Source organism: Microbacterium luticellae (assembly GCF_050408645.1).
Lineage (GTDB): Bacteria > Actinomycetota > Actinomycetes > Actinomycetales > Microbacteriaceae > Microbacterium.
Genome location: NZ_JBNTKE010000001.1, coordinates 767,352 through 780,035 on the forward strand (window position 1 = coordinate 767,352; position 12,684 = coordinate 780,035).

12 protein-coding genes are annotated in these 12,684 nt (G+C 60.5%); 4 read left to right on the top strand and 8 right to left on the bottom strand.

The window, feature by feature from the left end; genetic code table 11:
- Window positions 1-29 precede the first annotated feature (29 nt).
- Window positions 30-2,294, bottom strand: a complete 2,265-nt coding sequence (locus tag ACQUSW_RS03920) for a polyribonucleotide nucleotidyltransferase (RefSeq protein ID WP_428930942.1) — start codon at window positions 2,292-2,294, stop codon at window positions 30-32.
- A 288-nt stretch (window positions 2,295-2,582) separates the two neighbouring features.
- Here ACQUSW_RS03920 and ACQUSW_RS03925 point away from each other — a divergent pair, with 288 nt between their 5' ends.
- On the top strand, window positions 2,583-3,764 hold the full coding sequence (locus tag ACQUSW_RS03925) for a coiled-coil domain-containing protein (RefSeq protein WP_428930943.1): 1,182 nt from the start codon (window positions 2,583-2,585) through the stop codon (window positions 3,762-3,764).
- Here ACQUSW_RS03925 and ACQUSW_RS03930 read toward each other — a convergent pair.
- Complete coding sequence (locus ACQUSW_RS03930) at window positions 3,761-4,510, bottom strand: SDR family oxidoreductase (protein ID WP_428930944.1); 750 nt, start codon at window positions 4,508-4,510, stop codon at window positions 3,761-3,763. The two genes, ACQUSW_RS03925 and ACQUSW_RS03930, sit on opposite strands and share 4 nt — an antisense overlap.
- Before the next feature lie 36 nt (window positions 4,511-4,546).
- On the opposite strand from ACQUSW_RS03930, the gene ACQUSW_RS03935 reads away from it, so the two are divergent.
- On the top strand, window positions 4,547-5,350 hold the full coding sequence (locus ACQUSW_RS03935) for an alpha/beta fold hydrolase (protein ID WP_428930945.1): 804 nt from the start codon (window positions 4,547-4,549) through the stop codon (window positions 5,348-5,350).
- Here ACQUSW_RS03935 and ACQUSW_RS03940 read toward each other — a convergent pair.
- From ACQUSW_RS03940 to rpsO, 3 genes are all read right to left on the bottom strand, one after another.
- On the bottom strand, window positions 5,347-6,000 hold the full coding sequence (locus ACQUSW_RS03940) for an FMN reductase (RefSeq protein WP_428930946.1): 654 nt from the start codon (window positions 5,998-6,000) through the stop codon (window positions 5,347-5,349). The two genes, ACQUSW_RS03935 and ACQUSW_RS03940, sit on opposite strands and share 4 nt — an antisense overlap.
- A gap of 1 nt (window position 6,001) precedes the next feature.
- Window positions 6,002-7,204: an LLM class flavin-dependent oxidoreductase gene (locus ACQUSW_RS03945; protein ID WP_428931274.1), complete on the bottom strand. Its 1,203-nt coding sequence runs from the start codon at window positions 7,202-7,204 to the stop codon at window positions 6,002-6,004.
- Window positions 7,205-7,424: 220 nt separating this feature from the next.
- Window positions 7,425-7,694 carry a 30S ribosomal protein S15 gene (gene rpsO, locus ACQUSW_RS03950; RefSeq protein ID WP_428930947.1) on the bottom strand — a complete coding sequence of 90 codons (270 nt, stop codon included), beginning with the start codon at window positions 7,692-7,694 and terminating at the stop codon, window positions 7,425-7,427.
- 141 nt (window positions 7,695-7,835) lie between these two features.
- Here rpsO and ACQUSW_RS03955 point away from each other — a divergent pair, with 141 nt between their 5' ends.
- Entirely contained in the window at window positions 7,836-9,128 is a 1,293-nt protein-coding gene (locus ACQUSW_RS03955; RefSeq protein WP_428930948.1) for an MFS transporter, read from the top strand.
- Between the two features lie 37 nt (window positions 9,129-9,165).
- On the opposite strand, the gene ACQUSW_RS03960 is transcribed toward ACQUSW_RS03955, so the two are convergent.
- The 3 genes from ACQUSW_RS03960 to ACQUSW_RS03970 all read right to left on the bottom strand — a co-directional run bounded on the left by ACQUSW_RS03960 (window position 9,166) and on the right by ACQUSW_RS03970 (window position 11,651).
- Window positions 9,166-9,735: a YceI family protein gene (locus tag ACQUSW_RS03960; protein WP_428930949.1), complete on the bottom strand. Its 570-nt coding sequence runs from the start codon at window positions 9,733-9,735 to the stop codon at window positions 9,166-9,168.
- A gap of 146 nt (window positions 9,736-9,881) precedes the next feature.
- Window positions 9,882-10,253 (bottom strand): FKBP-type peptidyl-prolyl cis-trans isomerase, encoded by a 372-nt coding sequence (locus ACQUSW_RS03965; RefSeq protein ID WP_428930950.1) that lies wholly within the window; start codon window positions 10,251-10,253, stop codon window positions 9,882-9,884.
- A gap of 192 nt (window positions 10,254-10,445) precedes the next feature.
- The gene (locus ACQUSW_RS03970; protein WP_428930951.1) at window positions 10,446-11,651 is read right to left on the bottom strand and encodes a PrsW family intramembrane metalloprotease; all 1,206 of its coding nucleotides are present in this window, start codon (window positions 11,649-11,651) and stop codon (window positions 10,446-10,448) included.
- Between the two features lie 48 nt (window positions 11,652-11,699).
- On the opposite strand from ACQUSW_RS03970, the gene ACQUSW_RS03975 reads away from it, so the two are divergent.
- A complete protein-coding gene (locus ACQUSW_RS03975) occupies window positions 11,700-12,575 on the top strand; it encodes a fumarylacetoacetate hydrolase family protein (protein ID WP_428930952.1) in 876 nt (291 codons plus the stop codon).
- Window positions 12,576-12,684: the final 109 nt, after the last annotated feature.

Below are 12,684 nucleotides of genomic sequence, written 5' to 3' on the forward strand. Positions count from 1 at the left end.
GGAGGACAAGCGGGTTCTGAAATTCGCTACTACTCTGCTGCAGCAACCTCGTCGGCAGCCTCGGCCTCTTCGAGCACAGGCTCGAGCGACAGCTTGCCGCGATCGTCGATCTTGGTGATCTTGACAAGAATCTTCTGGCCAACGTTCAGAACGTCTTCGACGTTCTCTACGCGCTTGCCACCGGTCAGCTTACGTACCTCGCTGATGTGCAGCAGGCCGTCCTTGCCGGGCAGCAGCGAGACGAAGGCACCAAAGCTGGCGATCTTCACCACCGTGCCCAAGAACTGCTCGCCCACTTCAGGGTTGGTGGGGTTGGCGATGGCGTTGACCTGTGCACGAGCTGCCTCGGCCGAAGGACCATCGGTCGCGCCAATGTACACGGTGCCGTCTTCTTCGATCGAGATCTGTGCGCCGGTCTCGTCTTGAATCGAGTTGATCGTCTTGCCCTTGGGGCCGATCAGTTCACCGATCTTGTCGACGGGAATCTGCACACTGATCACGCGCGGCGCGGTCGGCGCCATCTCATCAGGCGTGTCGATGGCGGCGTTGAGCACGTTGAGGATGGTCAAGCGTGCCTCCTTCGCCTGCGTCAGCGCGCCCGTCAGCACCTCAGAAGGAATGCCGTCGAGCTTGGTGTCCAGCTGGATGGCGGTAATGAACTCGCTCGTACCGGCAACCTTGAAGTCCATGTCGCCGAGCGCGTCTTCTGCACCGAGGATGTCGGTGAGTGCCGCGTAACGAGTCTGACCGTCGACCTCGTCCGAGACAAGACCCATCGCGATACCTGCAACAGCGGCGCGCAGCGGAACACCGGCGTTGAGCAGCGACAGCGTCGATGCACAGACCGATCCCATCGATGTCGAGCCGTTCGAGCTGAGCGCCTCAGAAACCTGACGAATAGCGTATGGGAACTCTTCGCGCGTCGGGAGCACCGGCACCAGTGCGCGCTCGGCCAAGAAACCATGGCCAATCTCGCGGCGCTTCGGGCTTCCTACGCGGCCGGTTTCACCGGTCGAGTAGGGCGGGAAGTTGTAGTGGTGCATGTAGCGCTTGCTGGTGATGGGTGACAGCGAGTCGATCTGCTGCTCCATCTTGAGCATGTTGAGCGTGGTAACACCCAGAATCTGCGTTTCACCACGCTGGAAGATGGCTGATCCGTGCACGCGCGGGATGACCTGAACTTCGGCGTCGAGCGCACGAATGTCTGCCAGGCCGCGGCCGTCGATGCGGGCACCCTCGGTGAGAATGCGACCGCGAACGATCTTCTTGGTTACTGCCTTGTAGGCGTTCGAGAACTCTGCTGCTGCGCTGTCAGGAAGCTTGCCTTCTTCAACAGCCGCAGCAACCTCAGCCTTGACGCGCTCCTTAACGGCGTCGTCGGCGTTCTGACGCTCAACTTTGTCGCCGATCTGGTAGATCGAGACGAGTTCGTTCTCGGCGCGCTCGGCCACGAAGTTGTAAACCTCGTCGGCGTACGGCGGGAACACGGGGTAAATGCCGGGTTCTTTCGAGGCGGAAGCAGCCATCTCGGCCTGTGCCTGCACCAGCTGACGGATGAAGGGCTTGGAGGCTTCCAGACCTGCCGCAACGATGTCTTCGTTGGGTTTGGTGGCACCGGCCTTGATGAGTTCCCAGCTGTGCTCGGTTGCTTCTGCTTCGACCATCATGATGGCTACGTCTTCTGTGCCATCAGCCTTGGTAACAACGCGGCCGGCGACAACGAGGTCGAAGACTGCCTGGTCTACCTGTTCGGCGTTGGGGAAGACAACCCACTGGTCGTCGTGTTCGCCCTGGCCGGGGATGAGCACCATGCGCACACCAGCGATGGGACCCGAGAACGGCAGACCCGAAATCTGGGTCGACGCGGATGCCGCGTTGATAGCGAGTGCGTCGTAGTACTCACCGGGTGCGATAGACAGCACGGTGATGACAATCTGCACTTCGTTACGTAAGCCGTCGACGAACGACGGGCGCAGCGGACGGTCGATCAGACGGCAGACCAGGATCGCCTCGGTAGAGGGGCGACCCTCGCGGCGGAAGAACGAGCCCGGAATCTTGCCTGCGGCGTAGGAGCGCTCTTCTACGTCGACGGTCAGCGGAAAGAAGTCAAAGCCTTCACGCGGGTGCTTGCTGGCGCTTGTCGCCGACAGCAGCATAGTTTCGTCGTCGAGGTAGGCAGCGACTGCTCCCTGGGCCTGCTGTGCGAGGCGTCCGGTTTCGAAACGGACGGTACGGGTGCCAAAACGGCCGTTATCAAGTACGGCTTCTGTTGCCGTGATTTCTGGACCTTCCAAGAGGTCTCTCCTTCTTTGTTTAGGCTCGCACCCCGTGTGGGCGCGAGCATCGTGAAGGAGCAGTAAAAAACAGAGGGAAGCATGCGGGTTTTTCTTGCGCCCGCTGCCGGTGCTGGCCACCAGTAGAAGATCACCCGACCGTGTGTCGAGGAACCCACCACAGGAGACCAGCTTCTGCGTTGACCGCTCCTACTGTGAACCCTATCAGCGTCATCGCACAATTCCCTGTCATCCGGCATTTTTTTGATCGATGTGGCAGGCAGGCCGCGGGGCGACTACCGTAAAACTATGCTCTGGGGACGCAAAAAGTTAACGCGCGGTGCGCTGTGCTCTGTCGCTGTGGCGGCTGTGCTGGTGGCCGGTGTGAGCCCCGCGTCGGCAGCGGCCGACGACTATCCCACGTGGGAAGAAGTGGAGCAGGCTCGTGCCGATGAGCATGCAGCCGAGCAACAGGTGGCAGCTATTCACACGGCTCTCGAGACAGCACAGCAGAAGGCAGCAACAGTTTCCGTTGCCGCGCAGCAGGCCGAGCGCATGGCCACACAGGCGCGCGATGACGCTGACCGTGCTGAAGCAACAGTAAACGCGCTGGGGCAATCACGCGATGAGGCTGCCGACCGCGCCGCCGATGTTACAACGGGTATAGGTGCTGTGGCAGCACAGCGTTACCGCAGCGAGGCTGCCGCGCCCACGGGTGTGCGGGTGTTGACTGCCTCCAACCCCGACGACCTGCTGGCTGATCTGGGCCGTTGGGACCGCATCAGTGCCACCTGGAGCAACCTGTATCGCGATGCCCGGGTGACGCACGATGTTGCTGCTTCACTCAATGACCAGGCTGAGGCAGCACGCGCCGAATATGACCGTTTAGCGGCCGAGGCCGAAAGGGCCGCGGCACAGGCGCAGACGGCGCTGGAAACAGAGGCCGCGACTGTTGCCGATCTCAACGGCCGCATCGCCACCATGTATGAGCAGTTGGCTGTGCTCAACAACACAACGGCCGAGTTGGAGCGTCTGTGGTGGATTGGGCAGAACATCGATGACGATGAGAACGATGGCGGTGGGCAGCAGCATCCGGATGCGCCACAGCCTGCCGATCCTCCAGCACCTCAACCGGAGCCCTCCCCCGACCCCGCACCCAACCCTGGCCCGGGTGATGTAATTGTTGATCCGGCGGCAGCGCAGGCCTATGCGCGCGGTGCCATCGGCGCTTACGGCTGGGGTGGCGGCCAGTTTGATTGTCTTGTGTGGTTGTGGAATCGCGAGTCGGGGTGGCGGGCCGATGCCGAAAACCCGTACAGCGGTGCTTACGGAATTCCGCAGGCACTACCGGGAGAAAAGATGGCATCGGCCGGAGCCGACTGGCGCACAAACGGTCGCACGCAGATCGACTGGGGTTTGAGCTACATCAGCACCGTGTATGGCACCCCCTGCGCTGCCTGGCAGCACTCCGAAGACGTCGGCTGGTACTAGCTGTGAGGCTGGCGGGCAAGCCACTGAGCAAAGCTCACCGCACCGATATCGGTGTCACTTCCCGGCAGTACGTCGCCATTGCGCATGGCGCGACCAAAAGCGCCGGGTAACGGCACTCGCGGCATCAACGCGCGGTAGCCCCGATGCCGCGCCCAGGCGCGCATCATGGTGCCTAAATCTTCTTCGTGCGGCCCCGCAAGATCACGCGCCCGCCCCACCGGACCATTATCTACCGCATCAATAAGACGCACCGCGACCTCATGCACATCAACGGGTTGTGTGCGCATCCGCGGCACCGGATGCAACACCCCCAGCCCCATGCGGTGAAACATCTGCTCCGCAAAATCGTGAAACTGTGTTGTTCGCTGCAGCGTCCACGCGACAGGCGATGCTTCTACCGCGCGTTCTTGAGCAAGCTTTGCGCCGTAATAGCCATAGGGGGCGCGGTCGACCCCCACGATCGACAGCGTTATATGGTGAGTCACACCCGCCGACTCTTCTGCCGCCAGCAGATTCTTCGTTGTCGTAAGAAAAAATTCTTCAGCCAGGCGAGCGTTCAACGTTGCAACACCGAGCACATCGATCACGGCGCTGCATCCGGCAACAGCCTCTGCCAAACCCGCACCGGTTCGCACATCAACGCCTGCACTGCGCGAGAGAACACGCGTATCCCAGCCCCGTTCGTGAGCAACCCGCACCACCTCAGCACCGACTTTTCCACTACCACCCGCCACCGCAATTCTCATGCTCTTACGCTAGCGACTCTGCAATATAGTCGGTAAATGGCTTCCGTCGAGCATGTGCTGCGCCGCCCCACCGCCACGATTTCTTTCTCCGACTCGGGCGGCGACGGTCGCCCGATAGTTTTCACGCACGGCGCCGGTGTCGATCACTCTATGTTCGACGAACAAGCAGCCGCACTGAGTGAATGCGGCTACCGTGTAATCACCTGGGACATGCGTGAACATGGTCAGTCAGTCAGCATCCGGAACACCCCATTTACCGCCGACAACGCACGCGACGACCTACTCGCGCTCCTCGATGAATGCCGCCTCACGCGCCCGATCGTGGTGGGGCACTCACTGGGCGGCAACCTCGCCCAGTCGCTCGTACGCCACCACCCTCAGCGAGTAGGCGGCATCATTGTGCTCGACGCAACCTGGAACACCGGGCCACTATCAGCCTTCGAACGCTGGGCGCTGAAACTTGCTTCACCCGCACTCCGTGCTGTTCCGGCACGCGCACTACCCAGGGTTATGGCCCGCGCCTCGGCAAGCACTGCCACGGCGATCGAAAAAACCGAAGAGCTCTTTGCGCGCATGCCTAAACGCACGTTTATCGACGTGTGGAAAGCCACCGTGTCACTGATAACACCCGACCCGGGGTACCGCACTCCCGTGCCCCTCGCGCTCATTCGCGGCGCCGACGACCGCACCGGAAACATCGCTACAGCCATGTCCCGGTGGGCCACGGCAGAAGGAATCAGCGAACAGGTCATTGCCGGTGCCGGCCACATGCTCACGTGGGACGCCCCAGAAGCGACCACGCACGCACTGCTGACAACACTCGACAGTTGGAAAACCTAGGCGCCCGAGAAACCACCCAGCATGTGCTCAAACGACCGGCCCGGCTGCGCATACGTCGCCGGATCGTAAGGATCAGCCACCGGCCGACGCGAATGCGCGCCCACCATCGCGGCAGCAAGCTCGGCAGCCCCCCGCTGCACACGGGCACTCAACGGAGCAACCGTATCGGCATCGGCACCCCAGTCAGACGACGCCGCGAACACCCCCGTCGACACCGGCGCAGCATGCAGATAGGTAAACAACGGCCGAATGGCGTAGTCGATAGCAAGAGAATGCCGTGCCGTACCAGCGTTCGCGCCGATCAAGACCGGCATACCCGTCAGTGCCTCACGGTCAATAACGTCGACAAACGACTTGAACAGCCCCGAGTAGCTCGTCGAAAAAATCGGTGTCACCACGATCAGACCATCCGCCGAAGCCACAGCTTTTAGCGCAGCCTCCAGCGCCGGCCGGGCAAACCCCGTCAGCAGATTATCGGTAATGTCGTGCGCCAGATCACGCAACTCAATCGTCTCTACCGTCACCGGCTCAGCACCCACAAGATCGTCTAGTTCGGCCACGGTTGCCGCAGCAAGACGGTCGGCAAGCATCCGGGTCGATGAAGGATTCGACAGCCCTGCCGAAACCACCGCTAGCTTCCGCGTTGTCATGTCACTTCTCCTTCACTGTGTCATCGGCTGCGGCCTGCGGCCCAAAAATACCGCCATCCTGATACGGCGAACCAGCCGTCAAGTTGTCGCCGCGATTAGCGCCCGGGCGAGCCTGACGCGTTGGTCCATCACCAAACACAGCCTGCACACGCGCCTGGTGGGTCGGAGCATCCGGAACACTCGCGGGGCGATCCGCAGCCATCTCGCGCCGCAAAACAGGCACGACCTCGCCGCCCAACAGGTCAAGCTGTTCAAGCACGATCTTCAGCGGAAGACCCGCGTGGTCCATCAAGAAAAGTTGACGCTGATAGTGCCCGAAATGCTCACGCATAGCGGCATAACGGTCAATCACCTGCTGCGGTGAACCCACCACCAGCGGAGTCATCTCGGTGAAGTCTTCCATAGCAGGACCATTGCCATAAACGGGAGCGTTATCGAAATAGGGTCGGAACTCATTGACAGCATCTTGCGAACGAGGGCGGATGAATGCTTGCCCGCCCAGACCAACAATCGCCTGCTCCGGTGTGCCATGCCCATAGTGAGCAAAACGTTGACGATACAGCTCAATCAGACGCTGGTAGTGCTCCTTGGGCCAGAAAATATTGTTCGCAAAGAAACCATCACCGTAATACGCCGCCTGCTCGGCAATCTCGGGCGTGCGAATCGAACCGTGCCACACAAAAGGCGCAACACCGTCGAGCGGACGCGGAGTCGAAGTGAATCCCTGCAGAGGCGTACGAAACTGGCCTTCCCAGTCGACCACGTCTTCACGCCACAACCGGTGCAGCAGCGCGTAGTTTTCGATCGCGAGCGGCAGCCCCTGGCGAATGTCTTTACCGAACCACGGATACACCGGCCCCGTGTTGCCGCGACCCATCATCAGGTCCATCCGGCCATCACTCAGATGCTGCAGCATCGCGTAGTCTTCGGCGATCTTTACCGGGTCGTTCGTTGTGATAAGCGTCGTTGACGTCGAGACAATCAGACGCTCTGTCTGCGCAGCAATGTACGCCAGAGCGGTCGTTGGGCTCGACGACCAAAACGGCGGGTTGTGGTGCTCGCCAATGGCAAAAACATCAAGCCCCACCTCTTCTGCGTGCTTGGCGATTGTCACCGTGTTGCGAATGCGTTCGGCCTCACTCGGTGTTACGCCCGTCACTGGGTCGCGTGTGATGTCGCTGACCGACATAATGCCGAACTGCATCCCACCGGTTTGGGGTTGACTGTTCACCGTGCTCTCCCTGTTCTGTGAGCGGGAACACCGCACACGATGTTTCATTCATGTGAATACATCTACTGTAACGAGTGGCCGCTGAGAATATTCCCGCAGCACAAAATCTGCACGACAAAAACCAGAAGGCCGCCCCACACCTGGGGCGGCCTTCTCAAGAATGTTTTGCGCGATTGAACGCAAATTGCGCTGCTTAGCGGCGGAGTCCGAGTTTGTCGATCAGCGCACGGTAGCGCTCGATGTCGACGTCCTGGAGGTAGCCGAGCAGACGACGGCGCTGACCAACGAGCAAGAAAAGGCCACGGCGCGAGTGGTGGTCGTGCTTGTGGTCTTTCAGGTGCTCGGTGAGGTCTTTGATGCGCTGCGTCAGCATTGCAACCTGCACCTCGGGGGAACCGGTGTCACCGGGGTGCGTCGCGTACTCTTCAATGATCGCCTTCTTGACGTCTGCTTCCAGTGCCATAGAACCGATCCCCTTTCGTCCGTTGCGCGGCGCCCTGCACCTTCTGTGTGGGCTCTCTTCATCCGCGGCCGATCAAACGGCAACCTAACGAGTCTATCAGCGATAACCTCTAGGTATGCACCACTGTCACAGGAAGGGCTTGTGAGCCCTGCCCGGGGCCTGCTCATCGACCTTCGCCCCCTGCGAGAAAGCCCCGCCTTCGCCCGCATGTGGATCGGCTCGTCATTAGCTGGAATCGGCGGTCAGCTGACGATCGTCACGGTCATGCTGCATGTTTTCGCCCTCACGGGAAGCACCTTTGCCGTATCGATGATCGCCTTCGCCGGACTCATTCCCATGATTTTGGCCGGGCTCTACGGCGGAATGCTCGCCGACGCTTTTGACCGTCGACGTCTCGCGCTCATCGCAGCCACCATCGCCTTTTCATCCACGCTCCTGCTAGCGACGCTCACCTGGACCGGATTTGTCAGCATCTGGTGGCTCTATGCCCTGAGCATGATCACGGCCGCAGCAAACTCTGTCGGTATGGCCACGCGCACAGCGATCGTGCCGCGGCTGATTCCTACCTCGCTACTGGCTTCAGCCTCTGCTCTGAACGGCGTCACTTTCGGCCTCACCGTCATGGTCGGCCCCGCTGCCGCCGGATTGCTCGTTGCCGCAACGGGGTACGGCTGGACCTACTCGATCGATGTGCTCCTCATGCTCGCAATGTTCCTGGGGCTCTGGACGCTTCCCCCACTACGACCCGAAGGCACCATTGTGCGCCCGGGTCTTGCATCACTCATCGACGGCTGGAAGTTTCTTCGCAGCGCCGCCAATATTCGCATGCAGTATCTGCTCGATATTTGCGCCATGACCTTTGGCCAGCCCCTCGCGCTCTTTCCCGCCCTCGGCACGATACTGCTCGGCGGTGGAGCCGTGACAACGGGCCTGCTCACGGCATCCGTAGCGGTGGGAACATTCCTATCGAGCCTGCTATCGGGCCGTATTGTGCAGTACCGCTGGCACGGCCGCGGCATTCAGCGCGCCGTACAGGCATACGGCGCGGCCATTGCGCTGTTTGGGGTTGTCGTTCTGCTCGGACTCTGGGCTCCCCCGGCATCCGAAACCCAACCGAATATTGTGCTCATCGCGGCTGCATGTGTGGCTCTTGCGCTCTCGGGTGCGGCCGATAATGTCAGCTCGATCTATCGCAACACGATGATGCAGGCGGCCGTACCCGACACCATGCGGGGCCGACTACAGGGGGTGTTTATTGTTGTGGTGGCCGGCGGCCCCCGCGTAGGGGCCCTCTATGCCGGTGCCCTTGCGACCGCGACAGCACTGTGGTTTCCGCCACTTCTTGGCGGACTACTGGTCATTGGCCTCGCGGCATTCCTCACGCGGCTGACACCCCGCTTTCGCGAATACGACGCCGCCGACCCCGCGCCATAAAAACGGGCAGGATCGGCGGCAGCGCACGGGCAGCGTGCTACGAGGCCAGTTCGGGCTCCCTCTCAAGAGCACCCTGCAGGTCGAGCGTGATCGTGATTTCTTTGCCCACGAGAACACCGCCGGTCTCGAGAGCTGCGTTCCAGGTAAGACCAAAGTCTTCGCGGTTAATAACGGTCGTTGCTGAGGCTCCTGCTTTGTAGTTGCCGTAGGGGTCAGACCCAAAACCACCGAACTCGAGCTCAAAGCTAACGGGTTTGGTGATGCCACGAATCGTCAAGTCGCCGTCGACAATAAAGTCATCACCTTCGATGCGCGCACCGGTAGAAACAAACTCCATCGTGGGATAGTTTTCGGCGTCAAAGAAGTCGGCGGAGAGCAGGTGGGCGTCACGGTTGGCATCGTTGGTGTCGACCGATGTCACATCTACGCTGGCTTGCACGCGTGCTTCTAAGGGGTTCTCGGGTGCCGACACGGTTGCGCTTTTTACTCCGAATGTGCCGCGCACCTTCGAGATCATCATGTGGCGAACGCTGAAGGTCACTTCGCTGTGCTTGGGGTCGAGAACCCAGGTGCCGGGGCGGTAACCAGGAACGTCAATGGTGGTCATACGAATTTTCTCCTTGCGTGCATAGGCCGCGTGTGCGGCGATCTACAGGGCTCAACTTGCATGCACTCGCATATATTCCCGTGTGGTGACCGAAAAATAAAGATCCCGGATGCTGCGCGGCATCCGGGATCCTGTGGCTATTGCGCTCAGGCGCCGACCCCCACCAGGTCAATAATGAAAATAAGTGTTTTACCACTGAGGAAATGTCCCGAGCCTGCTGGCCCATATGCGAGGTGCGGAGGCACGACCAGTTCGCGTCGACCGCCCACCTTCATGCCGGGAATACCCTCTTGCCATCCCTGAATCAGACCCCGCAGAGGGAACTGAATAGTCTCGCCACGGCCCCACGATGAGTCAAACTCTTCGCCAGAGTCATACTCGACCCCGGCATAGTGCACCGTGACCGTGTCGCCGGGCTTTGCTTCTTCGCCCGTACCGGCAATGATGTCGCGAACGACAAGCTCGCTGGGGGCCGGACCCTCGGGGGCATCAAATTCAGGCTTCGTACGCTCAGTCATGCGTTCTATCCAACCCGAGCAGCACGCATCGGTCAACGTATCGGCGCGCGCCAACAGCGAACAAAAATAGGTCTTGACACCACAAAAACCAGGCGTAGAGTCAGAACTAGATCAACTCAGCGCCCGGAAGACACGCAGGCATCGCCGCGGCACCGGGCGCTGAGTCTGTTCTTGCTACGACGCCCGCTCGTACTACGGTGCCAGCAACTGTGCCCGGGTTGCCGTCATTCTGATCAGTAACGCCTGCTCATCGGCAGGAGCCAACCGGTCGCTGCCATTAACTATGCGCTGCCGCACGCTCGCCAATGCGGTGGCGTCGCGAATGAATGTGCGCATCAGCGGACGACGGTCACCACGTAAATGCGCCGCCCACTGCATTCCCGCACGGCGGCCCGTGGGTGTTGCCAGCATGGCGACCTCTTCGGGAGTAAACCAACCCGCCGCAGAATACACAGCAAAGTTCTTCAGCGTCGCACGTTCTTCTTCTCGACGCAGAAGAACGATCGTCACAATAAAACCAACGAACAGCGGCACCTGCAGCGTGAAATACAACGCAAAAAATGAGCCAAATGTTGCCGACCAGTTCCAAAACATATGCAGCGCAATGGCGCCGGCAAGACCGAGCAGCCCGCTAACAAAAACCGCTCCCGCTGTGCCATGGCGTCGCGCAGCGATTCCCATGAGGGCTCCCGTAACAGCGGTAAACATGGCATGGGCAAAAGGCGAAAGCAGGCCTCGCAATACAAATGTCATGCCGAGTTGCACAGCACCGCCATCAATAATGCTCACCGCAAAATATTGAATGTTTTCGACGAACGCAAAACCCGCGCCAATCAGCGCCCCATAAACGACGCCATCGATCGGGCCATCGAAAGTACGGCGGGCAATGAGAAAAATGACCAGCAGGCCGAGCCCCTTGCCCACCTCTTCAACGATCGGCGCTTGCACAATACTCATCATGGCTTCGTAGCCGGGCAGGGCCCCAAAAACAAAACTTGTTGCCAGGCTCGCGATCAGCGCCATACCCACGGCAACAACCCCACCCCACCCGAGGGCCAGCAGGCGCAGACTCCACGGCTCCGGCTCCCAGCGGTCAATAACGAGGGCCCCACAAATCACAATTGCCAGCGGAATCAGTGCGGCAAAAAGCCCCACGATCGATGCTGCAGCGCCCAAGAAGGTAAGAAAGTAGCCGATGATTCCCAGCAGTAAAAAGATGAGCACACCGAACACCCAGATCGGGGCCGAACGACCACGTCGCACGGGAACAGGTAGCGGTGCGATGGCCTGCTGCGGCTGCTGAACGGGTTGCTGCATCCCACGCCCCCACGGGTCAACGGCGCCACCCTGCGAAGCTGGGTCATGAAACGGTTGGTGATAGGGCGTGCCCACAGTCATATCCACGAGCCTAAGCCACCAAACGCGGCAGCCGGGTAGCGTGGAAGCATGCGCTTTGCTCACCTTCGCCGCAGCGAAGATTCAACAGCAAGCCTGGCCGTCATCGATGACACAGGCGCGATTGTTGTTAACTCGCTCTTTCCCGACGCCCCTTCAACTCTGCAGCAACTCATACAGGGCGGTGACACCCTGCTGGCACAGGTACGACACGCGGCATCCGAAGCCCCCGAGCGCGCGAAGATCTCTCTCGACGACGTCGCCTATGCCTCGGCTGTGCTGGCACCACCCGCGATTATTGCCGTCGGGCTCAACTATGCAGCACACTCCAGTGAGCTCGGCTTAAAAACCGATGCCGCACCCACCGTGTTCACCCTGTGGCCCAATTCGCTTGCGGGGCATGAACAAACGATTTCTTGGCCGCGTTCGCTCAGCGAATCGGTCGACTACGAGGCAGAACTCGGCGTCATTATTGGTGCTCCCGCAAAAGACGTCGCGCCCGACACCGCACTCGACCACGTGTGGGGCTACACGGTGGTGAACGACATCACGGCACGCGATATTCAATTTGCCGAAGCGCAATGGTCGCGCTGCAAGTCTTTTGACGGCTTTACCCCGACAGGCCCCGTTGTCGTCACAGCTGATGAAATCCCCAACCCTCAAGACCTGCACATTTGGACAGTGATCGACGGACACACCGTGCAAGATTCCTCCACCGACCACATGGTGCGCACCGTTGCGACACTCATCGCGCACCTTTCGCAGTCGATCACACTGCTGCCCGGAACCCTCATCTCGACCGGCAGCCCCGGCGGCGCCGGATACTCACGTGAACCGCAAATCTTTCTTCGTGACCGCTCAACCGTGACCGTCGGCATCGACGGAATCGGCGAACTCACCACCCACTGCCGAATTCTCGACGAGTAGCACAGCGCGCGGACTCTCCGTGCTGTACGTCACCCCACAACGTGCGGTGGTCATCGAACGGAGTCCGGTGCGGGCGTCTGTGCACGTGACAATCACGCCCGTTCCGTGA

Bases quoted from the DNA above. Each gene is read 5' to 3' on its own strand.
- ACQUSW_RS03925 (WP_428930943.1), top strand. From the start codon at position 2,583: ATGCTCTGGGGACGCAAAAAGTTAACGCGCGGTGCGCTGTGCTCTGTC.
- ACQUSW_RS03930 (WP_428930944.1), bottom strand. From the start codon at position 4,510: ATGAGAATTGCGGTGGCGGGTGGTAGTGGAAAAGTCGGTGCTGAGGTG.
- ACQUSW_RS03935 (WP_428930945.1), top strand. From the start codon at position 4,547: ATGGCTTCCGTCGAGCATGTGCTGCGCCGCCCCACCGCCACGATTTCT.
- ACQUSW_RS03940 (WP_428930946.1), bottom strand. From the start codon at position 6,000: ATGACAACGCGGAAGCTAGCGGTGGTTTCGGCAGGGCTGTCGAATCCT.
- ACQUSW_RS03945 (WP_428931274.1), bottom strand. From the start codon at position 7,204: ATGCAGTTCGGCATTATGTCGGTCAGCGACATCACACGCGACCCAGTG.
- rpsO (WP_428930947.1), bottom strand. From the start codon at position 7,694: ATGGCACTGGAAGCAGACGTCAAGAAGGCGATCATTGAAGAGTACGCG.
- ACQUSW_RS03960 (WP_428930949.1), bottom strand. From the start codon at position 9,735: ATGACCACCATTGACGTTCCTGGTTACCGCCCCGGCACCTGGGTTCTC.
- ACQUSW_RS03965 (WP_428930950.1), bottom strand. From the start codon at position 10,253: ATGACTGAGCGTACGAAGCCTGAATTTGATGCCCCCGAGGGTCCGGCC.
- ACQUSW_RS03970 (WP_428930951.1), bottom strand. From the start codon at position 11,651: ATGACTGTGGGCACGCCCTATCACCAACCGTTTCATGACCCAGCTTCG.
- ACQUSW_RS03975 (WP_428930952.1), top strand. From the start codon at position 11,700: ATGCGCTTTGCTCACCTTCGCCGCAGCGAAGATTCAACAGCAAGCCTG.